The sequence below is a fragment of the Haloplanus sp. C73 genome, from assembly GCF_051195115.1.
Taxonomy (GTDB): domain Archaea; phylum Halobacteriota; class Halobacteria; order Halobacteriales; family Haloferacaceae; genus Haloplanus.
The window spans coordinates 367,307-388,317 of sequence record NZ_JBNTJZ010000001.1; the positions used below are offsets into that span (position 1 = coordinate 367,307).

Consider the following 21,011-nt stretch of genomic DNA (forward strand, 5'->3'; position numbering starts at 1 on the left):
CTTAAGTTGGCGGCCGCCGTCGCCACGGCCATGTTCGACCCCGACGACCTCGAGACGATTCGCGAGGCCAAGGCCGAGTGGGAGGCCGAGACGTACGGGCCGACCGTGAATCGGTTCGGGGAGCGAAAGGAGACGTTCACCACCGACACCGGCGGTCAGGAGGTGGCCCCGCTGTACACGCCCGCCGACGTGGCCGACTTAGATTACGAGCGCGACATCGGCTTCCCCGGCGAGGAACCGTACACGCGCGGCGTCTACTCGACGATGCACCGGGGGCGGCTGTGGACGATGCGCCAGTACGCGGGCATGGGCACCGCCGCCGAGACCAACGAGCGCTTCAACTACCTGCTCGACGAGGGCCAGACCGGCCTGTCGATGGCCTTCGACCTCCCGACGCAGATGGGCTACGACTCCGACGCGGCGATGGCGGCGGGCGAAGTCGGGAAGTCGGGCGTCGCTATCGACTCCCTCCGAGACATGGAGACGGTGTTCGACGGCATCCCGCTCGACGAGGTGTCGACGAGCATGACCATCAACGCGCCCGCCGCCGTCTTGCTGGCGATGTACGTCGCCATCGGCGACCAGCAGGGCGTCCCCCGCTCCGAACTCCGGGGGACCATCCAGAACGACATCATGAAGGAGTACATCGCCCGCAACCTCTACATCTACCCGCCCGAGCCGTCGATGCGGCTCATCACCGACATCTTCGAATTCTGTGCCGCCGAGACGCCGAAGTTCAACACCATCTCCATCTCGGGCTATCACATCCGCGAGGCGGGGTCGACGGCGGCCCAAGAGATTGCCTTCACCCTCGGCAACGGCATCGAGTACGTCAACGCCGCCCTCGACGCCGGCCTCGCTGTCGACGACTTCGCCCCCCAACTCTCCTTTTTCTTCAACGCCCACAACAACATCTTCGAGGAGGTGGCGAAGTTCCGCGCGGCCCGCCGGATGTGGGCCCAGATTATGGAGGAGCGCTTCGGCGCCGAGAACCCCAATTCCAAACAACTCAAGTTCCACGCCCAGACCGGCGGGTCGACACTGACCGCCCAGCAGATAGACAACAACGTCGTCCGGGTGGCGTATCAGGCGCTCGCGGCGGTCCTCGGCGGGACCCAGAGCCTCCACACCAACGGGAAAGACGAGGCGCTGGCGCTACCGACCGAACAGAGCGTCCGCACCGCGCTCCGCACCCAACAGATTCTCGCCCACGAGTCGGGCGCCGCAGACACCATCGACCCGCTGGCCGGGAGTTACTACGTCGAGTCGCTGACCGACGAGTTGGAGCAGGAAGCCTTCGACCTGCTGGACGAAATCGACCAGCGCGGCGGGATGCTCGACGCCGTGAAGTCCCAGTGGGTGCAGGGACAGATTCAGGACGTCGCCTTCGACCGCCAGCAAGAGATAGAGGCGGGCGAGCGAATCATCGTCGGCGTCAACGAGTATCAGGTGGACGAAGACCCCGAAATTGACTTGGAGGAAGTGACTGAGGAGGACGAACGACGACAGGTCGAGCGACTGGAGACGGTCCGGGAGGAGCGCGACGACGAGGCGGTCACGGCTGCCTTGGAGGCGCTTCGCGAGACGGCCCGTAGCGACGACAACCTGCTTCCGCCCATCGTCGACGCGGTCAAGGCCTACGCCACGGTCGGCGAGATATCCAACGTCCTCCGCGACGAGTTCGGGGAGTATCGCCCCGGTCGCTGACCGCTCACTCGCTCGCGGGGTGGACGGTCAGCACGGGCACGTCGAGGGTCCGAACGACCCGCTCCGTGACGCTTCCGAGGAGGGCGTGTTCGACGCCCGTCCGCCCGTGGGTCCCCATCACGACGAGGTCGGCGCCCATCTCGTCGGCGTACGCCTCGATGCAGTCGTGAGGGACGCCGAGTCGGATGGCCTCGACGGCCGGGACGCCCGCTGCCTCGGCCCGGTCGAGCACCGACGCAGTTGGGTCCTCATCGGACTCCTCGACCAGTTCGGCCACCTCGTCGTGGGCCATGCTGCTGTCGATGGGGCTCATCCGCACGTCGACCACGTAGAGCGCGTGGACCGTCGCGCCGTGGGTCGTCGCGAGGTCGACGGCGTGTGCCGCCGCGGCGTCTGCCCCTCGACTGCCGTCGGTCGGCACGAGTATCGTCTCGTACATATCTCGTCCCGACGGGGGCGGCGCCCTTGAAGGTGGCTGGGTGGACGACGACGAGGGGAACAACGTTTAGTTACCCCCGTCCATTCACCGGGTGATGAGCAAGACCGAACCCTCGGGTGACGAACTCGACCGGGACACCATCACGGCTAACACGCTCGCCAACTGGCTGAACGAGCACGGTCCCGACTGGGTCCTCGAAATCGAACCGCTGGACGAGGAGACGGAGTACGTCGGCTTCGTCGACGGGCGCTTCCGGGCCTACACCGAACGCGGAATCAACTTCGTCGCGCTCGACTATCTCGACGACATCGCCGACCGGGCGCGGAAAATCGATTACGTCTCCCTCGAAGACTCGCCGCTCGAACGGAGCGAGGACGAAGACGACGAGTCGTAGTCGGACACCTATAACTCGCCGGCCCCCGGAACTGGGGGTATGCGATTCGACCACGTCGGCATCGCGACGCGCGATGCCGCGACCCTCGCCGACCTGTTCGGCACGCTGTTGGACGCCCCGGTCGCACACCGGGAGACGGTCGACGGCCTCGACGTGACCTTTCTCGACGTCGGCGAGGGCTATCTCGAACTGCTCGAACCGCTCGACGACGAGGGGGCGATACCCCGGTATCTCGACCGCGAGGGGCCGGGCATCCACCACGTCGCGCTGGCGACGCCGGACGTGGGCGCGGCGCTCGAAACGGCCCGCGAGATGGGTGTCGAACTCGTCGACGAACGGCCGCGACCGGGCGCGTGGGGCCACGACGTCGCCTTCCTCCACCCCGAGTCGACCGGCGGCGTCCTCATCGAGTTCGTAGAGCGATGATGCGGGACCCACTCACCCACCGAGCGGCGGCGACGCCCGACGCGACGGCGCTCGTCGACGCCGACGCCGACGAGCGGTGGTCGGTGGCAGACCTCGATTCGGCGGTCGAAGGCGTCGCCGGTCGCCTCGCGGCCCTCGGCGTCCGCCCCGGCGACCGACTCGGCGTCTTGCTCCCCACTCGACCCGCCGCGGTCCAGACGATTCACGCCGCCGTCAGGCTGGGCGCGGTGCTCGTCCCGCTCGGCGTCCGCCTGTCGACCGACGAACTCGCGACGCGGCTGGACCGGGCCGACGTGACGACGCTCGTCTGTGGCGCAACGACCGAATCGGACGCCGTCGCGGCGTCCGAGGCGGCGGCCGCGGACGTGCCCGTCGTCTCCGTCGACGCCGAAACCACGGCGGCGACGGCGCTCGCTTCGCGCTCGCCCGATGCCGTCGTCCCGCACGACTGGCCGCTCGACGCGACGTTGCTCGTCCCCTTCACCTCGGGCACCACCGGGACGCCGAAGGGGGTTCGACTGACGCTCGGGAACGTCCTCGCGAGCGCCGTCGCCTCCACCTTCCGCTTGGGTCTCGACCCCGCGGAGACGTGGCACGTCGCCCTGCCGCTCCATCACGTCGGCGGCCTCACGCCCGTCCTCCGCGGACCGCTGTACGGCATGACCGTCGTCTGTCGCTCCGAGTTCGACGCCGAAGCGGTCGCCGCGGATTTCGAGCGCTACGACGTGACCGCCACCTCGCTCGTGCCGACGACGCTCCGGCGCCTCCTCGACGTGACGGACGGGGACCTCGCGTCCTCGCTGCGGACGGTCCTGCTCGGTGGTGCGCCCGCGACCGAGGAGTTGCTCGACCGATGTCAGGAGCGGTCGGTGCCCGTCTTCCCCACCTACGGCATGACCGAGACGGCGTCACAGATTGCGACGGCGACGCCGGACGAGGCGGCGGCCAACCCGGGGACGGTCGGGCGACCCCTGTTCTGGACCGACGTCTCCGTCCGCGCCGACGACGGCACCGAGCGAGCGCCGGGCGAGGTGGGCGAACTCGTCGTTTCGGGGGCGACGGTGTCGCCGGGGTATCTCGACGACGCGGCGACGGCCGAGGCGTTCGGCGACGACGGCCTCCACACCGGCGACATAGGCTATCGCGACGCAGACGGCCGACTGTGGATACTCGGGCGGACCGACGACCGCATCGTCACCGGCGGAGAGAACGTCGCGCCCGCGACGGTGGCCGATGCGCTCCGCGACCATCCCGACGTCGCCGACGCGGCCGTCGTCGGGGTGCCCGACGAGGAGTGGGGTGAGCGCGTGGTTGCGCTCGTCGTTCCGGACGATACGTCGCTCTCGGAGTCGGCGCTCGTCGACCACTGTCGAGCCAATCTCGCGGACTACGAGGTGCCCAAAGCGATTCGCTTTGCCGACTCGATTCCGCGGACGGATTCGGGAACGGTCGACCGCGACGCGGTTCGCGAGCGGTTCTAGACGCCGTTCTCCGCCGGCGTCACGCGGCGTTCGAGCGCGAACAGGCCGACCGCCAGCCCGGCACAGCCGACGACGAGTGCCGGCCAGAGCAGGGCCGCGAAGCCGAAATCGAAGAAGGCGCCGCCGAGGGCCGCGCCGAGACCCATACCGAGGCGCTTGGCGATTTCGATGAGCGAGAGTCGGGAGCCGCGCCCGTCGGCGTGACCGAGGTCACTCGCGAGCGACGTGACGAGCGGCGAGTGGAAGATTTCGCCGACGGTCCGCAGGACGAGGAAGGCGCCGACGAGGCCGACGCCGAGGAGGGTGGCGTCGACGCCGAGGACTGCTACTCCGCCGGCGATGACGTCGATTGCGGCGACAGCGAGGAAGCTCACCCCCCAGAACGCCGTCGAGGCGAGGAGGCCGCGGGTCCGTCGCCAGTCGTCGATGGCCCCGAGGACGGGCATCTGGAAGACGACGAGAACGAGCGGATTGAGGACGAACAGCGTGCCGATTTGGGCGGAGTCGAGGCCGAGCGTCTCGCTGGCGACGACGGGTACCGTCGCCTGCATCTGTGCGTACATGACGGCGAAGCCGACGTTGAGGAGGGCAAGCGCGACGAGTCGGCGGCGCGAGATGGCGCGCCCCCAGTCGCCGACGCTCTCGGAGAGGCTGGCGGCGGCCCGCCCGTCGTGAACGCGGGGAAGGACCGCGAAGAGGACGACGGCGACGACGGCGGAGGTGAGGCCGTCGGCGACGAAGACGGCGACGCTCGCGAACTCGTAGAGAACACCGCCGACGACGAAGCCGGAGCCGAAGCCGACGTTGCTCGCGACTTTCAGGAGGCCGTAGCCGCGTTCGCGCTCCGCGGGGTCGGTCAGGTCGGCTATCATCGCCTGACTCGCGGGGGCGTACAGGCCCATCGTCAACCCGGCGGCGGTGGCGACGGCGACGAACCCCGCGCCGGTCGTGACGAGGGCGTACGCCGCGAGCGTCAGCGCCGAGAGCGCCATGCTCCCGACCATCACCGGCCGGCGGCCGTAGCGGTCGGCCAGATAGCCGCCGACGGCGGTGCCCGTCGCCGTCGCGACGTTGTTCGCGAGGAGGCCGATGCCGACGATGGAGAGGGCGATGCCCACTTCGAGATGGAAGTGGATGCTCGCGAAGGGGTAGACGAGGCCGGAGCCGAAGACGTTGATGAGTCGACCGCCGGCGACGGCGTAGACGGGGCGACGGAACCCTCGCACGGCGTCGAGCGTCGAACCGAACACGCCGTGAGGTCGGCATCGCCCCTACGTGAGCGATTCGGTTCCGACGCGGCGTGGGAGAGTGGGGCGTGGCGCCGTCACGCTTTTGTCCGCTATCGCTCACGTCCGAGCCGATGGTCCTCTCTCGTCGTGCCCTCCTCCGCGGAGCGGGTGTCGCCCTCGCGGGTAGTCTCGCCGGTTGTGGCATGCCCGACACTCCGTCTCAACTGGGCGCGCTCGACGTCGTGAACCCCGATACGCAATCATACACGGTCCACGTCCTCCTCTTCGAGGGCGAGTCGCTGGTTTACTGGGCCTCGAAGCGCGTGCCAGCCGCGACGGACGACGAACTCGGAACGGCGACGTTCGACGGGTATCCCGAGGGTATCGAGCCGACGCGACTGCTCGCACGACTCGAGGGAGGGTCGCTGTCGACGGCGGCGCGGTTCGATTTCACCGCTCACGACGCCGACTGTCTCGGGTTGCAACTCGAAGTCGACGAGGAGGCGACCCCGACCGACCTCTTGGTCTGGTACACGACCGACCCCGAAGCGTGCGAGACGGCGACCCCGGAGGGGTGACGCCGCTCAGTCGTCCTCGGCGAGGATGCGACTGGCGATGATGCTCGACCCGGTCCCCGACTCCGTGGTGTCACGGAGTGCGAACCGCTGTTTCACCGTATCGTAGGCGAAGACGGCGGTGCCGAGGATGAGCATGGTGTCCCCGGGCAGCCGCGCCCAGAACAGGAACTGAATCAGGTCGCGGTTGTAGAAGGCCAGACTGCGGGCGGCGTCGTAGCTGACGGTGAAGGCCGTCTCGAGTTGCAGGAAGCCCACCGGCAGGACGGAGCCGAACACCATCACCGCGAGGCCGACGTTCCAGAGCCAGAACGACCACTTCAGGCGCCGGGGGTTCCACTGGCCGGGGTCGACGGCGATGCGGAGCATGTAGGCGACCATCCCCAGCGCGAGGAAGCCGAAGGCGCCGAACATGGCCGCGTGGGCGTGGCCGACGGTCAGATAGGTTCCGTGCTCGTAGTAGTTGATGATGGGGAGGTTGATGAAGAAGCCGAGCACGCCCGCGCCGACGAAGTTCCAGAAGCCGGACGCGATGATGAACGCGAAGGGCAACGTGTAGGGGAACGACTCGCCGGCGGTGGCGAGCGCGCGGTACTCGTTGAGCGCCTCGAAGAGGATGAGCACGAGCGGGATGAGTTCGAGGGTGGAGAACACGGACCCGAACGGAAGCCACACGTCGGGCTGGCCAATCCACCAGTAGTGGTGCGAGACGCCGATGACGCCCGACCCCATCACGAACAGCGCTTGGAACATGACCGCCTTCTCGGCGGAGCGGCGCTTGAGCAGGTTCATCGACACCAGCGTGATGCCGACGATGGCGACGATGAAGAACTCGAAGGCGCCTTCGACCCACATGTGCACCACCCACCAGCGCCAGAACTCGGTGACGACGATGTTGGTCTGGGGGGTGTAGAACAGCCCAGCGGTAAAGAGGAGGGCGATGGAGCCGCCGGCGTAGAGTATCATGTGGGCGAGGCCGTAGGGCTGTTCGCGGTCGAGTAGCGGCTTGAAGCCGCGGGCGACCAGCGCCGCCCACCCGACGAAGCCGGCGAGGAGGCCGAGTTGCCAGACGCGGCCGACCTCTAGGTACTCCAGCCCCTCGTTGCCGAGGAGCCACCAGAGCGGGCCGTCGATGTAGCCGTTGGCGCCGAGCCAGATGCCCGCGAACCCACCCACGACGACGACGAGCAAGGCGCCGATGAGCGCGTGGATGTACCGCTTCTGGTTCGCGGGTTCGGTCCCCGTCAGGAGCGGCGGGAGGAACAGGCCGGCGCCGAGCCAGAGCGTCGCAATCCAGAGGATGCCGAGGTCGAGGTGGTAGGTCTTGGCGAGCGCGAAGGGGAGGAGGCTCAGCACGTCGACGCCGAGCAGTTCCGCGATACCGAAGAAGCCGTCGCGCTCGACGTAGTAGTGGGCGAGCAGTCCCCCGAGCAACACTTGTGCGAGGAAGAGTCCAGCCGCGACGGGGATAAACCGCGTCGCCGCGCGCTGACTGGGCAGGAGGTCGATATCGTCGGGATGGGGCACCGAAACGCCGTCCGTCTCGGGTTCGGGCAGTTCGACCGAGCGGTAGAGCCAGACGCCGATGCCCGCGCCGGCGACGAGCAACACCATGGCGACGACGCTCCACGTCATCGTCCCCGCGGTGGGTTCGTTACCGGCGAGGGGGGCGTACGGCCAGTCGTTGGTGTAGGTGTGGTCGGTGTCCGGGCGCTCGGTGTGGGAAATCCACGCGGTCCAGAGCGCGAAGTCCGCGAACAGCCGGGCCTCGTCGGCGGAGTCGATGGTGTCTGCCGGCAGGCCGTGTTCGCGACTGCCTTCGTGATACAGTTGGACGTAGTCCTCGCGGACCTGCTCGTGAGCGTACACTTCGGCCGCGGAGTATTCGACCGGTTCGGTCGTATCCGTCGACGCGAGGTCGTCCTCGACGAGTCGGTCGACGGCGGCCTGTTCGGGGCCGTCGAGCGCGTCGTACTCGCTTCCGTACCGCTCTTGGGCGTAGTACGACTGCATGTATCGGGTTTTGCGGTCCAGCGCGTCGGCGGTGTAGTCGCTGCCGAAGTACGCCCCGTTACCGAGAATCGAGCCGTGATTCATCAGGGCGTCCGACTGGAACACCGTCTTGCCCTCGCGTATCTGTTCGCCCGTCACGACCGTCTCGCCGTCGGGGCCGACGAACTCCTGTGGAATCGGCGGCGCCTGCTGATAGGAGTACCAAGCACCGGCACCCATCACCACGAGGTTGCCGACGAAGACGACGAGCAACAGCTTCGCCAGAGTTTGCCTGCGGACCTTCATAGATGGTGGTCGAGACGCCACCCCGTTGGGCCTTCAGCCGAACATGTTCGGGGAGCCTGCGCTAGAAGGGGAGGATGCCGCGGAGGCGGCCGAGGATGCCGCCGCTGGCCGACGCGCGGTACTCCTCGAAGACCGGGTGAAGCGTATCGAGCAGGTCGGATTTGGAGTCGAAGGTTCGCTTCGGGAGTTGCTCCAGAGCCTCCGACAGCGCGACGGTGTTGCCGGCGCCGTTGTAGGGAATCGCCGGGTCGCCCAGTTCGCGGACGATTTCGTCGCTGGTGGCCGGGTATTCGATATCTGCCCGGTCGAGGTGGCCGACCAGCGCGGCGATACCGAATTCGACCGAGTCCGGCGACGACGAGTTCTGCTGTGGCGGCCTAGCTGCCATTACCGGGCGTTGTCATCGAACCACAAAAAACGACCGCCACGCGACTGCGCCGTCGCGGAGGGTATATCCCGCCGGCGCGCCTCGTGACCAGTATGACCGAGTACACGACGGTTTCTATCCCGAAAGAGCTCGGCGACCGCGTCGAGGAGACCATCGAAGGCACCAGTTTTTCCAGCACGAGCGACCTCGTTCGCTTCTTGCTACGGAGCATCGTCATCCAGCACCAGCGCCGCGGCGAGTTGACGGAATCGGAGTTCGAGGAGATTACCGAGCAGTTGGCCGACCTCGGCTACCTCGACTGAGCGCTCACCTACTCGGGGAGCGACTCGACCGGTGGCTCGGCGTCGACGACGGTCAGCGAGAGTTCTCGCCCGCGCCGGTCGAACGCCAGCACCTCCTCCCACGGCGGGACGGCGAGCAACACGACGCCGGCGAGGTCGTCGCGGCGAGTCAGTCCCGCCGGTCCCTGCGGGTGACTGAGGAAGCGCGCCCGGCCGTTCCCCGCGGGCGTACCGAGGTCGACGCCGAAGACGTCGCTGACCGCGCGCCCCGCCGCGGGGAAGTAGACGTGACTCAACACGGGCGTCGCGGGGTCGAGTTCGAGGTCCGTCTCGAAGTCGGCGACGGGCGTCGCGTCGAGGACGACGTTCACCTGCGAGGGTTCGGCGTCGGCGGCGCGTTCGAGAAGCAGGTCTCTCAGTCCACGGGTGGCGTAGACGGGGCCGCCCTCGTCGTCGTCGCTCACCCGAACACCATCTCGCGGACCATTTTCGCGTACGCGGCTGGCAGCCGTCGGCGCGCGCCGTCGAGTGCGTCCCGGAGCGCGGGCGTCGCGTCCTCGAAGATTCCTTCGCCGTGGCCGACGAGAATCCGGTCCGGCGTCAGGTCGCCGAGTTCGTCTCGGGGTGGCACGGGGCGGAGCATGGGGTGGACGCCGAGTCGCTCGTCGCCCGCGCGGAAGAAGGAGGCCGTACCGACCGCCTCGGCGACGAGGAGCGTGTCGTCCGGGCCGTAGAGCGCGGCTTCCTGCCACGGGGGGAGCGACCCGTCGCGGACGCGGAGAATCTCGTAGCCCGAGTTCCCGAGTTCGGTCCCCACACGCTCGACCGGTGCGTCGAGTTCGGGAGCGACGCCGCCCATCCACCGCGGGAGGGAGACGGGGACGTCGTGACGGGTTGCGAGCGCCGCGGCGTCGCGCTTGTGTCGGTCGAGACAGAGCACGACGCCCGCCACCTCGCCCAAGTCGTCGAGCAAGTCGTCGACGCCGGGGGCGTCCACCGGGTCGACGACCCACACGCCGTCGTCGGTCGCGAGGGCGTGACTCGCCCGTTGCATCCGCTCGTCCGGATAGGCAATCCAGCCGACGCCGCCGTCCCAACGGTCGATTTCGCGAAGGTTCGCGCGGCCGCCCTTCAGAGCCATACGTGCATATGGGTCGGCGCGCGCATAAACCCTCGATGCTACGCGAGGCGGTCGGTGTCGATGCCGACGCCGGGCGGGGTGACGACGAGGAAGCCACGGAAGCGCATGAGCGTCCCGCCGGCGTCGCGAATCTCGCGGGCGAAGCCGGCCGCCAGCCGATTCAGGTCACCCTCGACGTTCAACACGAGTATCTTGCCCGCGCCGATGGCGCGGACCCACTCGTCGGGGTCGGTGCTGCCGTCGAGGATGCCGAGCACCACCTCCGCGTCGCCGTCCTCGACGTCGTCCAGTTGCGCCTCCGCGTTCCGGAGGTCGAGGTCGAACTCGCTCATGCCAGCAGGTGGCTCGGCCGGAAGAAAAGCGTTCGGGGCGGGCGGCGAGACTGCCACCGCTCACCACGTAATCTCGAAGCAGGTCCCGCCCTCGGCACTCTCCGTGATATCGATATCCCATCCGTGACCCGTCACGATTTGATGGACGATAGAGAGCCCGTAACCGGTTCCCTCCCGAGTCGTCGAGTAGCCGTGTTCGAACACCTCCGAGCGAACGGCATCCGGGATTCCGGGGCCGGTGTCCGCGATGTAGAGTCCCGAGTCGCCCGAGAGGCATCCGACGCGAACGGTGACGGCGTCGCCACCGTGCTCGATTGCGTTGCGAAACAGGTTCTCCAGTAGTTCTTGGAACCGGCTTTTGTCGGCGCGCACCGACCCCAGTTCGTCTTCGACCCGTAACTGGGCGTGCTGTGTCTCGACGCTGTTCCACGCTTCGCGGACGCTCTCTTCGATAGCGAGTACCTCGGTGTCGCCGATGGACTGCCCCTCTTTGGAGAGTTCGAGGATGTCGTCGACCAGCGTATCTATCCGCGCCAGCGACTCCGCGACACGCTCCAGTTCCGGGCTGTCGTGTGTCTCCTGCGCGATTTCGGTGTATCCCTGTGCGACGGAGAGTGGGTTTCGAATATCGTGAGTTAGAATATCGGCAAAGTCGTTCAGCCGGTCTTTCTGGTCTCGTAACTGCGTCTCCTGTCGCCGGCGCTCGGTGATGTCCCGTATGATGCCGGTGAAGTACCGCTCGCCGCCGTGTTCGTGTTCGCGTAGGCTGATGAGGGTCGGGACTTCGTGTCCGTCCTTGTGAAGCGCCGGGAGTTCTATCCCGTCCCAGTCGATGTTTCGCTCGCCCGTCTCGACGTACGAATCGAGGGCCGCGGCGTGAACTGCTCGGAGCCGCTCCGGTATGATTTTCATCTTCGAACTGCCGATTAGTTCGTCGGGGGTGTAGCCGAGAATGTCCTCGATTGCGGGGTTCGCATACACGATGTTGCTCTGTTCGTCGATTGTTAACATTCCCTCGGAGGCGTTTTCGACGAGCGTCCGATAGAAGTCGTCAGCGTCGAAAAGAGGCGGGCGAGAGGCCATTTCGGCGGCTAGGGCTGGTTTACAGTTAATGCTTGTTCACGCGTTGACGCCCGAACCTTTGACTTCGAAGCCTTTCGAAATTACGGCGACGCCGCGTGCGTCTTGTTCTCCGGCCCACCGCAACGCATATATGCGGCTCGATGACGACGGCTATATCTCCGCCGACGGCGAAATACACGTGTTCGACCGTGAAAGACCCGAAATTCGGCGTTCTTCCATCGAAACGTTTATAAATAATGTGTGCGTACTTATGGTAAGGACGCCCCTGCCGCACGTCTCGGCTCTTCTCTCACGGGAGGGGTGCCTCGAGAGTCACCATGAGCGACACCACGACCTACCATACGGACGCCGGCGAACGGGAGCAGGAACGAACGGACACCGAGGAGACGGAGACGACGCCAGCCTGTCCCGAGTGTTCCGGGAGCCTCATCACCGACGAGGAACACGGCGAGACGGTGTGTGCCGACTGCGGACTCGTCGTCGAGGAAGACGAAATCGACCACGGTCCCGAGTGGCGCGCCTTCGACTCCAGCGAGCGCGACTCGAAATCTCGCGTCGGCGCCCCGACGACCCAGATGATGCACGACAAGGGGCTGTCGACGAACATCGGCTGGCAGAACCGGGACGCCTACGGCAAGACGCTCTCGTCCAGTCAGCGCGAGAAGATGCAGCGTCTGCGCACGTGGAACGAGCGCTTCCGAACCCGAAACTCGAAAGAGCGCAACCTGAAGCAGGCGCTCGGCGAAATCGACCGGATGGCCTCTGCGCTCGGCCTCCCCGAGAACGTCCGCGAGACGGCCAGCGTCATCTACCGCCGCGCGCTTTCCGAAGACCTGCTCCCCGGTCGCTCCATCGAGGGCGTCGCCACCGCCGCGCTCTACGCCGCCGCCCGACAGGCCGGCACCCCCCGCTCGCTCGACGAAATCGCCACCGTCTCCCGCGTCGAGAAGATGGAACTCACCCGGACGTATCGCTACGTCGTCCGCGAACTCAAACTCGAAATCCAGCCCGCCGACCCCGAGCAGTACGTCCCCCGATTCACCTCTCAACTCGAACTCTCCGAGGAAGTGAGTCGGCAGGCGCGTGACCTGCTCAGCGCCTCGCGCGATCAGGGCGTCCACAGCGGCAAGAGTCCCGTCGGCCTCGCCGCCGCCGCCGTCTACGCCGCCGCCCTCCTCACCAACGAGACGGTGACCCAGAGCGAAGTGAGCGAAGTAGCGAACATCAGCGAAGTGACGATTCGCAACCGCTACAAGGAACTCCTCGAAGCGAAGGGCGCGGCGGACGCGTAAGCGACGCCCGCCCCGTGGATGGCCTACCTTCTTACTTCACGGGCCGCAACCTCCGGTAATGCCCGAAATCGAGATTACCTCCGAACAGCACGAGCGGCTGCGCGCCCTGCAGGAGGAGATTGCGCGCGACGTGGTCGGGAAGTACGGCCACGTTCGCCCCCGCGACGCCGTCGAATACCTTCTCGACCGGTACGAGGCCGACGAGTCGACCCCGACCACGTCGAGCGGCGAGTCCGAGATGGCCGATGGCGAGGCAGTCGACACCGCTTCGGCCTCGACAGCCGACGCGACGACGGCGGACGCGGCGGCCGACGGGGCGGCGGCGCGCGTCGTCGATGCCGATAATGAGGACGGCGACGCCGACGATGATGCGAACGACGGCGACGCCGGCGATGGTGCGGACGCCGACGGCGGCGACGACGCCATGCTCGACGAGATGATGAGCCTCCTCGACACCCACGACGACAAGTGGGGCGAGTCCTCGGGCGACGAGCGCTACGCCGTCGAGTTGCCCGACGGGGAGACGGAGCAGGTGCGGACCAAAGACGACGTGAAGGCCCTCCTCTTCAAACACTACCGATGACGGGACTACTCGGGCGACTGCGGGCGTGGCTTCTCGGCGAGAGCGACGACTCGGAGGATACGGACGAGGCGACCGACGAATCCTCGCGGGTCGTCCACCGCGACGACCGACCGCTGGAGACGCCGGGGACGATGGAGCGACCGAATCCGCCGACGCCGGGCGACGAGTCGACAGATACCGTCGACATCCCCGACGCCGAGAGCGGCGGCGACAGCGCGGTGTCCACGTCCGAGGGAGGCGCCGTCGACGCCGACGTGTCCATCCCCGACGCCGAATCGGCGGTTGCCGATGGGACCGACGCGACGGGAACTGTCGAGACGGTGGCGGACGCGGACGGCGATGCCGCGAGCGCCGACGCCGAGTCGGTGGCGCAGGAGGCCGACGAAACGGACGGGGCCGCCGACTCGATGACAACCGGCGGCGCGGGCGAGGACGCCGAGTTCGCGTGTTCCGTCTGCGGGACGGCCGTCGACGACCCCTCGGTCTCGTGTCCCCTCTGTCGGTCGACGGACGTCGTCCCCGTCGATGACGCGCCGACGGACGAGGACGCGCCTTCACGAGGCGGTCGAACCGCGGTATCGACTGACGACGGCGAGGCGGCCGACCGCCTGAACGACGTTCGAAGCGCGGACGAGCGCTGACAGACACAGGGTTTTTCGCTCCTGACCCCCCATCGGTTGGCGTGAACATCCGGGGGACGATTCTGGACGTGGGCGAGGTGCGGGCCGTCTCGACGCAGTACGGCGAGCGCGACTTGGTGGAGGTTGACCTCCGCCCGGACGAGTCGGCGGCGACGGTCACCGTGACCCTGTGGGGGAAGTGGACGCACACGGCCGACCACGCCGAACCGGGCATGGACTTGCTCGTGACCGACGCGGAGGAAACCGAGTTCCGAGGCGAGTCGGGCTACGCCACGGGCGGGGACTCCTTCGTCGTCCTCGAACCAGACTTCCTCGTCGACGTGACCGACGTTCGCTCGTGGGTGCAGTGTCCGCGGATGTACTATCTGAACAAACTCTCGGGCGTCCCGCTCGCCTACCCGGTGGTCAAGGGGACCATCGTCCACGAGGTGTTCGGCGACCTGTTGCGGGGCCGCGAGTTGGACGCCGCCGTCGCGGACCACGTTGAGGCGGCCGGTTTGGAACTCGGCTTGCTCGGCCGCGAGGCCGCCGAGGTGCGCGACGAGGTGCGGCGCAACGCCGCCGCTATCGAGGGCTGGCTCTCGCAGGGCACCCTCACCGAGACGGACGAGTGGCGCTCGGAGTACACGCTCATCAGCCCGACGTTCGGGGTCAAGGGCCGCGCGGACGCGCTCCGGCGCGGGATGCCCGTCGAACTCAAGACGGGGAAGAACACGAACCGAGAGCCGCGCTTCCACGACAAGATTCAGGCGGCGTCGTATGCCCTCCTCCTCGGCGAGTCGGGCGACCCGCCCGAGACGGGGACGCTCCTCTACACGAAGAACGCGGCGCTCGACCGGAGCGAGGCCAGCGGCGACCTCTCGCCCGCCAAGGAGTTTTCCATCGGCCGCGGACTGCGAGAGTTCGTCGTCCGCACGCGCAACGAAATCGCGGCGGCGGAGGCAAAACGACAGGTTCCGACGGGGTACGAGGCCGACGCCAAGTGCGAATGGTGTTTCGAGCAGGACGCCTGCATGGTCGTCTCCGGGCGCCTCGACCAAGAGTCGAAAGCCGGCCAGATTGGGACGGCGTTGCCCGCCGAGGAACGCGAGTATTTCGACGACATCTATCAGGCCGTCGAGGACGAACGCCGCGCCGTCCACGACGAGTACCGAAAGCTGTGGGAGCAGAGCGCGGCGGAGCGAGCGGCGGCCGACCGGGCGCTCATCGACCTCGAACCCCTCTCACGCCGCGAGTTGCCCGACGGCGACTGGGAACTCCGGGCGGCCGTGCCGGACGGCGCGGTGTCGAAACTCCGCGAGGGCGACGTGGCGCTCGCGAGCGACGGCGACCCAATCGCCGGCGACGCCGAACTCGGGCGCATCCAGTCGCTCGGCGACGAGGCGGTCGTCCGGACGGACGAACCCCTCGACCTCCGACGACTCGACGTCTACCCCTCCGAAATATCCGTCTCCAGACAGCTCACCGCACTCCACGACGCGCTGTTGAAAGGCGACGAGGACCGGAAGGACGTCCTCTTCGGGCGGCGCGACCCCGAGTTCGAGTCGGTCGAGGAGACGTTCATCGACAACAACGAGGCACAGAACGAGGCGGTCAGACGCGCCGTCGGCGCCCGCGATTTCGCCCTCGTCCACGGCCCACCCGGGACGGGCAAGACCTACACCATCGCCCGTCTCGTCCGGGCACTCGTCGACCGGGGCGAGCGCGTCCTCCTCTCGGCGTTTACGAACCGCGCCGTCGACAACGCGCTCGATGCTCTCCGCGACCAAGGGTTCGAGGACGTGGCGCGAGTCGGGACGACCACCGGCGTCCGCGAGGATATGCTCGACGTGCGCCTCGACCGACGAGGGGAGCCGAACGAGCGCGCGGCGGCGCTTCGGAACGCGCCAGTCGTCGCCGCCACCACCGCCACCTGCGGGTCGCGGGTGCTTCGCGAGGCCGAGTTCGACGTCGCCGTCGTCGACGAGGCGTCGCAGTTGACGGAACCGGGGACGCTTGCCGCCATCAACCTCGCCGACCGGTTCGTCCTCGTCGGCGACCACGAGCAACTCCCGCCGGTCGTCCAGTCGGGGACCGAGCGCCTCTCGCGCTCCCTGTTCGAGCGACTGCACGACGAGCATCCCGAGGCCGCGGTCATGCTCGACCGCCAGTATCGCATGAGCCAGCGGATTCAGGCCTTCGCCTCCCGCGAGTTCTACGACGGCGCGCTCCGCCCCGCGACGCCGGCCGTCGCGGGCGGGACGCTCGCGGACCTTCCCATCGACCCTCCGCCCGACCACCTGCGACAGGGCGTGCGCTTCGTCGACCCTGACGGGCGCCGCGAGGGCAACGCCAACCCCATCGAAGCCGACCGCGTGGCCGCAATCGTCCAAGAGTATCTCGACGCCGGCGTCGACCCGGACGACGTGGTGGTCATCGCCCCCTTCCGGGCGCAGGTGGCGGAACTGTCGCGCCGCGTCGACGTCGCCGTCGACACCGTCGACCGGTTTCAGGGGTCGAGCGCCGAAGTGGTCGTCGTCTCCTTCGTCGCCACGGGTGACCTCGACGGTCCCATCTTCGAGGACACCCGGCGCGTGAACGTCGCGCTCACCCGCGCGAAGAAGGCACTCGTCCTCGTCGGCGACGCCGCGGCGCTCGAATCGGAGCCGTTCTACGCCCGGATGCTCGACTGGGCGCGTCGCTGACCGACAGGTTGAGGCGAGTTCCGTGACGACACCGACCGTGCAACTTCCGCTCGGGACCGGAACGGTGGAGGCGTCGCTCCCCGACTGCGAGGTGCGGACCGTCGAGCACCCCGGCGGCGAGACGGTCGACCCCGCAGAAGCCGCGCGGGCGGCGCTCGCGAACCCGCACGGGCCGGCGCTCGACTCGCTCGTCGACCCCGCGGACGACGTGACCATCGTCGTGACCGACGTGACGCGAGCGACGCCCGACGACGTCCTCGTCCGGGCGATGGTCGACCGCCTCCCCGACTGCGACCTCTCGATTCTCGTCGGCCTCGGCCTGCATCGTCCGATGACCGACGCCGAACTCCGGGACGGATTGGGCGAGTTCGCCGCCCACGCGGTGAATCACGACCCCGAGGCAACGGTCGAGGTGGGGACCGTCGGCGGCGTCGCCGGCGACGTTCCCGTCCGCGTCCACTCCCTCGTGGCCGAGGCGGACTGCGTGCTGTCGACGGGCATGGTCGAACCCCACCAGTACGCCGGCTTCTCCGGCGGGGCAAAGACCGTCGCCATCGGCGCAGGCGACGAGTCGCTCATCGGCTACACCCACGGACCCGACGTGCTCTCGCACCCAAATGTCCGACTGGGACGAATCGAGGACAACCCCTTCCGGGACGTCGTCGACCGCGCCGGCGACGCCGTCGGCCTCGATTTCTGTCTCAACGTGACGAAGGGACCGGACGGCATCCTTGGCGCGAGTGCGGGGCGCCCCCGAGATGTCGTGGCCGACCTCGCGGCGACGGCGCGCGACGCCCTCTCCGTCCCGCTCTCGACCACCTACGACGCCGTTATCGGCGGCGTCGGCGCGCCGAAAGACGCCAACCTGTATCAGGCGTCGCGCGCGGCGACGTATCTGCGCCTCGGCGACCACAACCCCGTTCGCGAGGGCGGGCGAATCGTCCTCCCCGCTCGCTTGCCGGAAGGAGCAGGTGAGGGCACGGGCGAGCGTCGCTTCTACGAGCGCCTGCGCGACGCAACGGACCCCGAGTCGCTGTACGAGACCATGCGGGCGGGCTACGACCCCGGCGCACAGCGGGCGTTCGTCGTCGCTCGCGCCCTCCGCGACACCGACGTCTACGTGACGAACGCCGAGCATCCCGAGGTGGTCGAGGAGTGTCTCATGCACGCCGCCGCCGACGTTGCCGAGGCGATTCCGCCGGGGAGTCGGGTGCTGGTCGTCCCCGACGCGCTGAACACGCTACTCGTCGAGCCCTGAATCGAGTTCGTCGAGGACGCGCTCGTGGAAGTTCCGCAGGACCGCGCTCTCGTCGTCTGCGAGGACGGTGTCGCTCGCGGCGAGCGTCGCCAAGCCGAACGCCCGCGGCGACGGCGTCTCGACCGTCTGCGTGACGAGTTCTATCTCGCCGTCGCGAATCCCTCGCAACACCGTCTCGATGCCGGCGACGTGGAGTTTGTCCTCTAGCAGTTCGCGGTCCGTCTCCTCGACGACGGCGAAGTCCTCCAACTCGTCGGCCAGCGAGAGCAGCGTCTCGCTCTCGACCTGTTGCCGCGCCGCCGACTTCTCTTGCCCCTTGTAGCGTTTCAGAATCATGAGCGCGCGGGTGGCGTTGATGCGGAAGTACCGCTGTCGGAGGTCGGTCCCGCGGAGCGCGGCCCGGAGGTCCGCCCGCGCCTCGTCGGGGTCGAGTTCTCGGAGCAGTCCGGGCACGTCGAGCCGACGGTCGAGGGGCATCGAGAGGACGAAGCCGTTGTCGGCGACGGCGACGGTGACGTTCGCGTTCGACTCGCTGGCGCAGGCGGCGGCGAGCAGTCGCGACAGGCCGTCGTTGACTTGGCGTCCGTAGACGGTGTGGACGTAGTAGCGCCGGCGGTAGGTCTCGCGGTCCCGCGCCTCCTCGATGGCGATACGGGTCGGCGTCGAGACGCTCTCGGGGCCGGCGAAGGCCACCTGCTGGTCGTAGAGTCTGGTCAGCGCCCGCACCGCCCGCTCCGAGAGCGACGACTCGCGGAGCCACACCCGGAGGGAGGGTTCGCCGCCCGCGTCGAGACGAGCCAGCACGTCGCGCTGGAACGTGAGTATCTTGCGGGCGAGGTCGTACGACAGCGGGAGGCGCTCGGAGTACCACGAGGGGACGGTCGGGCGCTCGCTCGTCCGGTCGACGTACACCTTCGACCCGCGGCGGTAGCGAAAGGCAAAGCGCTCGCCGCCGATGACGAACACGTCGCCGGGGTCGAGCGTGTCCAGATACCCCTCGTCGAGTTCGCCCACCCACTCGTCGTCGCCGCGGACGAGTACGTCACACGAGAAGGAGTCGGGGATGGTCCCGACGTTCGTCAGGTAGATAACCCGCGCGAGTCGGCCCCGCTTGCCGACGAGACGTTCCCCGACCGGGAAGTCGGGGTGGTGGTGGTCGCCGCCCGGTGGGTCGTTCGTGTCCCGCCACACCTTCGGGTAGACGTTGCGCTCGGCCAGTCCCTCGTAGTCGGCGGTCAGATAGCGAAACAGCGTCTCGAACTGTTCGTCCGAGAAGTTCCGGTAGGGGTAGGCCCGGCGGAGGGTGTCGCGCACGGCCGACTCGCGACGGACGCCGTTGATTGCCATGCCGTAGACGTGCTGTGCGGCCACGTCGTAGGCGTTCTCGGGGACGAACACCCGGTCGACGAACCCCGATTCGGCCGTGCGAACCATCACCGCCGCCTCGACCAAGTCGTCGCGGTCGAGTGCGACGAGTCGCCCCTCGACCACCTCGCCGACCTGATGCCCGGCCCGCCCCACTCGCTGGAGGAGCGCCGCGACAGATTTCGGCGACCCCACCTGCACCACCAAATCGACGTGTGGCATATCGACGCCGAGTTCGAGGCTGGTCGAGGTGGTGACCACGTCGAAGTCGCCGCGCTTGAGGCCCGATTCGACCGCTTGCCGGCGGTCGGCTGACAGGCTCCCGTGGTGGCAGGCGGAGTCGGTTTCGTCGTAGTCGAAGCGCTCGCGGAGCGCCTGCAACGTCCGCTCGGCGCCCGAGCGCGTGTTCGTAAAGACGAGCGTGTTGGTGTGGGCGTCGATTAAATCGGCCAACTGCTCGTAGAAACGGTCCCGAACCTGCGTCGTCGGCGTCTCGGCGAGGTCATCGACCGGGCAGTCGACCCGCAGGTCGAACTCGCGGGCGAAGCGCGCGTCGACCACTTCGCAGTCGCGTGGCTCGCCGCCCTCGCGCCCGACGAGGAAGTCCGCAATCGTCTCGATTGGCTCGACGGTCGCCGAACAGCCGATGCGCGTGGGCGACCCGTCGGCGAGGGCTTCGAGGCGCTCCAGCGACACCGAGAGATGCGTCCCGCGCTTGCTCGCGGCGAGGGCGTGAATCTCGTCCACGACGACGTACTCGACGGTCCGCAGTTTCTCGCGGAACTTCGGCGAGTTGAGCAGGATGGCGAGCGTCTCGGGCGTCGTGTTGAGGACGTGTGGCGTCTCGTCGAGCATCCGCCGGCGAGTGGCGTCGTCGGTGTCGCCGTGGCGGGTGGCGTGACGCACCTCCGTCGATTCGCCTCGGTCGGCGAGTCGTTCGCGGATGCCGTCGAGCGGGTCGCCCAGATTTCGGTGGACGTCGTTGGCCAGCGCTTTCAGCGGCGACACGTAGAGACAGTACACCGCGTTCTCCAGTCCGTCGGCTCGCTCCCGGCGGAACAGTTCGTTGATGATGGCGGTGAAGGCGGCGAGCGTCTTCCCGCTCCCCGTCGGCGCACAGACGAGGGCGTTTCGTCCCTCGTGGACGAGCGGAATCGCCTCGCGCTGGGGCGGCGTGAAGAAGCCGCCGTTCTCGGGGACGAACGCGCCGAACTGCTCGACCCACCACTCCCGAACGGCCGGGTCGAGGAGTTCGAGAACGTCGGTGTCGACGGCGGCGTCGGGGTCGACGCCCGCGGGCAGGTCCACGTCGGCCAGCGGGTCATCCGCGTCGGGGTCCCCCATCGACGTAGCGTTGTCGCGGACGGCCAAGTGGGTTGTGCCGGTAGGGAGGCACAACGGTCAAGTCCGTCCT

20 protein-coding genes are annotated in these 21,011 nt (G+C 68.1%); 11 read left to right on the forward strand and 9 right to left on the reverse strand.

From position 1 onward, the window contains the following. Positions 1-30 precede the first annotated feature (30 nt). Positions 31-1,707: an acyl-CoA mutase large subunit family protein gene (locus ACQUSQ_RS01920; RefSeq protein ID WP_435066811.1), complete on the forward strand. Its 1,677-nt coding sequence runs from the start codon at positions 31-33 to the stop codon at positions 1,705-1,707. Between the two features lie 4 nt (positions 1,708-1,711). Here the strand turns inward: ACQUSQ_RS01920 and ACQUSQ_RS01925 are convergent, their stop codons facing one another. Continuing rightward, a complete protein-coding gene (locus ACQUSQ_RS01925) occupies positions 1,712-2,146 on the reverse strand; it encodes a universal stress protein (protein WP_435066812.1) in 435 nt (144 codons plus the stop codon). A 94-nt stretch (positions 2,147-2,240) separates the two neighbouring features. Between ACQUSQ_RS01925 and ACQUSQ_RS01930 the strand changes: the two genes are divergently transcribed. The 3 genes from ACQUSQ_RS01930 to menE are packed head-to-tail and all read left to right on the forward strand — an operon-like array spanning position 2,241 to position 4,447. Beyond that, entirely contained in the window at positions 2,241-2,540 is a 300-nt protein-coding gene (locus ACQUSQ_RS01930; protein ID WP_435066813.1) for a hypothetical protein, read from the forward strand. A gap of 39 nt (positions 2,541-2,579) precedes the next feature. Beyond that, entirely contained in the window at positions 2,580-2,966 is a 387-nt protein-coding gene (mce, locus tag ACQUSQ_RS01935; RefSeq protein ID WP_435066814.1) for a methylmalonyl-CoA epimerase, read from the forward strand. Continuing rightward, the gene (gene menE, locus ACQUSQ_RS01940) at positions 2,963-4,447 is read left to right on the forward strand and encodes an o-succinylbenzoate--CoA ligase (RefSeq protein ID WP_435066815.1); all 1,485 of its coding nucleotides are present in this window, start codon (positions 2,963-2,965) and stop codon (positions 4,445-4,447) included. The genes mce and menE overlap by 4 nt, the downstream gene beginning before the upstream one ends. Here menE and ACQUSQ_RS01945 read toward each other — a convergent pair. Beyond that, positions 4,444-5,697 carry an MFS transporter gene (locus ACQUSQ_RS01945; RefSeq protein WP_435066816.1) on the reverse strand — a complete coding sequence of 418 codons (1,254 nt, stop codon included), beginning with the start codon at positions 5,695-5,697 and terminating at the stop codon, positions 4,444-4,446. The genes menE and ACQUSQ_RS01945 overlap by 4 nt on opposite strands. A gap of 110 nt (positions 5,698-5,807) precedes the next feature. Here ACQUSQ_RS01945 and ACQUSQ_RS01950 point away from each other — a divergent pair, with 110 nt between their 5' ends. Then, positions 5,808-6,254, forward strand: coding sequence for a hypothetical protein (locus ACQUSQ_RS01950; protein ID WP_435066817.1), 447 nt, complete (start codon positions 5,808-5,810; stop codon positions 6,252-6,254). Positions 6,255-6,260: 6 nt separating this feature from the next. Here the strand turns inward: ACQUSQ_RS01950 and ACQUSQ_RS01955 are convergent, their stop codons facing one another. Both ACQUSQ_RS01955 and ACQUSQ_RS01960 read right to left on the reverse strand, forming a co-directional pair. Further along, the gene (locus tag ACQUSQ_RS01955; protein ID WP_435066818.1) at positions 6,261-8,549 is read right to left on the reverse strand and encodes a nitric-oxide reductase large subunit; all 2,289 of its coding nucleotides are present in this window, start codon (positions 8,547-8,549) and stop codon (positions 6,261-6,263) included. A 61-nt stretch (positions 8,550-8,610) separates the two neighbouring features. Beyond that, the gene (locus ACQUSQ_RS01960) at positions 8,611-8,937 is read right to left on the reverse strand and encodes a hypothetical protein (RefSeq protein ID WP_435066819.1); all 327 of its coding nucleotides are present in this window, start codon (positions 8,935-8,937) and stop codon (positions 8,611-8,613) included. Positions 8,938-9,029: 92 nt separating this feature from the next. Between ACQUSQ_RS01960 and ACQUSQ_RS01965 the strand changes: the two genes are divergently transcribed. Beyond that, positions 9,030-9,239: a ribbon-helix-helix domain-containing protein gene (locus tag ACQUSQ_RS01965; protein ID WP_435066820.1), complete on the forward strand. Its 210-nt coding sequence runs from the start codon at positions 9,030-9,032 to the stop codon at positions 9,237-9,239. An 8-nt stretch (positions 9,240-9,247) separates the two neighbouring features. Here ACQUSQ_RS01965 and ACQUSQ_RS01970 read toward each other — a convergent pair whose 3' ends face one another. The 4 genes from ACQUSQ_RS01970 to ACQUSQ_RS01985 are packed head-to-tail and all read right to left on the reverse strand — an operon-like array spanning position 9,248 to position 11,774. Continuing rightward, positions 9,248-9,682, reverse strand: a complete 435-nt coding sequence (locus tag ACQUSQ_RS01970; RefSeq protein WP_435066821.1) for a hypothetical protein — start codon at positions 9,680-9,682, stop codon at positions 9,248-9,250. Beyond that, positions 9,679-10,359, reverse strand: a complete 681-nt coding sequence (locus ACQUSQ_RS01975; RefSeq protein ID WP_435066822.1) for a hypothetical protein — start codon at positions 10,357-10,359, stop codon at positions 9,679-9,681. The genes ACQUSQ_RS01970 and ACQUSQ_RS01975 overlap by 4 nt, the downstream gene beginning before the upstream one ends. 38 nt (positions 10,360-10,397) lie before the next feature. Continuing rightward, the gene (locus ACQUSQ_RS01980) at positions 10,398-10,691 is read right to left on the reverse strand and encodes a DUF5779 family protein (protein ID WP_435066823.1); all 294 of its coding nucleotides are present in this window, start codon (positions 10,689-10,691) and stop codon (positions 10,398-10,400) included. A 60-nt stretch (positions 10,692-10,751) separates the two neighbouring features. Then, on the reverse strand, positions 10,752-11,774 hold the full coding sequence (locus ACQUSQ_RS01985) for a two-component system sensor histidine kinase NtrB (protein ID WP_435066824.1): 1,023 nt from the start codon (positions 11,772-11,774) through the stop codon (positions 10,752-10,754). Positions 11,775-12,091: 317 nt separating this feature from the next. Between ACQUSQ_RS01985 and ACQUSQ_RS01990 the strand changes: the two genes are divergently transcribed. From ACQUSQ_RS01990 to ACQUSQ_RS02010, 5 genes are read left to right on the forward strand one after another with little or no spacing between them, the layout of a single operon-like run. Further along, positions 12,092-13,066: a transcription initiation factor IIB gene (locus ACQUSQ_RS01990; protein ID WP_435066825.1), complete on the forward strand. Its 975-nt coding sequence runs from the start codon at positions 12,092-12,094 to the stop codon at positions 13,064-13,066. A 58-nt stretch (positions 13,067-13,124) separates the two neighbouring features. Continuing rightward, complete coding sequence (locus tag ACQUSQ_RS01995) at positions 13,125-13,649, forward strand: hypothetical protein (protein ID WP_435066826.1); 525 nt, start codon at positions 13,125-13,127, stop codon at positions 13,647-13,649. Further along, complete coding sequence (locus ACQUSQ_RS02000) at positions 13,646-14,290, forward strand: hypothetical protein (RefSeq protein WP_435066827.1); 645 nt, start codon at positions 13,646-13,648, stop codon at positions 14,288-14,290. The genes ACQUSQ_RS01995 and ACQUSQ_RS02000 overlap by 4 nt, the downstream gene beginning before the upstream one ends. Positions 14,291-14,331: 41 nt before the next feature. Further along, complete coding sequence (locus ACQUSQ_RS02005) at positions 14,332-16,974, forward strand: AAA domain-containing protein (protein ID WP_435066828.1); 2,643 nt, start codon at positions 14,332-14,334, stop codon at positions 16,972-16,974. A gap of 37 nt (positions 16,975-17,011) precedes the next feature. Then, a complete protein-coding gene (locus tag ACQUSQ_RS02010) occupies positions 17,012-18,232 on the forward strand; it encodes a lactate racemase domain-containing protein (RefSeq protein ID WP_435066829.1) in 1,221 nt (406 codons plus the stop codon). On the opposite strand, the gene ACQUSQ_RS02015 is transcribed toward ACQUSQ_RS02010, so the two are convergent. Then, entirely contained in the window at positions 18,215-20,941 is a 2,727-nt protein-coding gene (locus tag ACQUSQ_RS02015; protein ID WP_435066830.1) for an ATP-dependent helicase, read from the reverse strand. The two genes, ACQUSQ_RS02010 and ACQUSQ_RS02015, sit on opposite strands and share 18 nt — an antisense overlap. Positions 20,942-21,011 lie beyond the last annotated feature (70 nt).

What these genes read in the sequence shown, in the direction of transcription:
- ACQUSQ_RS01980 (WP_435066823.1), bottom strand. Translation starts at nt 10,691, where the DNA reads ATGAGCGAGTTCGACCTCGACCTCCGGAACGCGGAGGCGCAACTGGAC.
- ACQUSQ_RS01955 (WP_435066818.1), bottom strand. Translation starts at nt 8,549, where the DNA reads ATGAAGGTCCGCAGGCAAACTCTGGCGAAGCTGTTGCTCGTCGTCTTC.
- ACQUSQ_RS01950 (WP_435066817.1), top strand. Translation starts at nt 5,808, where the DNA reads ATGGTCCTCTCTCGTCGTGCCCTCCTCCGCGGAGCGGGTGTCGCCCTC.
- menE (WP_435066815.1), top strand. Translation starts at nt 2,963, where the DNA reads ATGATGCGGGACCCACTCACCCACCGAGCGGCGGCGACGCCCGACGCG.
- ACQUSQ_RS01995 (WP_435066826.1), top strand. Translation starts at nt 13,125, where the DNA reads ATGCCCGAAATCGAGATTACCTCCGAACAGCACGAGCGGCTGCGCGCC.
- ACQUSQ_RS01925 (WP_435066812.1), bottom strand. Translation starts at nt 2,146, where the DNA reads ATGTACGAGACGATACTCGTGCCGACCGACGGCAGTCGAGGGGCAGAC.
- ACQUSQ_RS01960 (WP_435066819.1), bottom strand. Translation starts at nt 8,937, where the DNA reads ATGGCAGCTAGGCCGCCACAGCAGAACTCGTCGTCGCCGGACTCGGTC.
- ACQUSQ_RS01965 (WP_435066820.1), top strand. Translation starts at nt 9,030, where the DNA reads ATGACCGAGTACACGACGGTTTCTATCCCGAAAGAGCTCGGCGACCGC.
- mce (WP_435066814.1), top strand. Translation starts at nt 2,580, where the DNA reads ATGCGATTCGACCACGTCGGCATCGCGACGCGCGATGCCGCGACCCTC.
- ACQUSQ_RS01920 (WP_435066811.1), top strand. Translation starts at nt 31, where the DNA reads ATGTTCGACCCCGACGACCTCGAGACGATTCGCGAGGCCAAGGCCGAG.
- ACQUSQ_RS02000 (WP_435066827.1), top strand. Translation starts at nt 13,646, where the DNA reads ATGACGGGACTACTCGGGCGACTGCGGGCGTGGCTTCTCGGCGAGAGC.
- ACQUSQ_RS02015 (WP_435066830.1), bottom strand. Translation starts at nt 20,941, where the DNA reads ATGGGGGACCCCGACGCGGATGACCCGCTGGCCGACGTGGACCTGCCC.
- ACQUSQ_RS01990 (WP_435066825.1), top strand. Translation starts at nt 12,092, where the DNA reads ATGAGCGACACCACGACCTACCATACGGACGCCGGCGAACGGGAGCAG.
- ACQUSQ_RS01930 (WP_435066813.1), top strand. Translation starts at nt 2,241, where the DNA reads ATGAGCAAGACCGAACCCTCGGGTGACGAACTCGACCGGGACACCATC.
- ACQUSQ_RS01985 (WP_435066824.1), bottom strand. Translation starts at nt 11,774, where the DNA reads ATGGCCTCTCGCCCGCCTCTTTTCGACGCTGACGACTTCTATCGGACG.
- ACQUSQ_RS01975 (WP_435066822.1), bottom strand. Translation starts at nt 10,359, where the DNA reads ATGGCTCTGAAGGGCGGCCGCGCGAACCTTCGCGAAATCGACCGTTGG.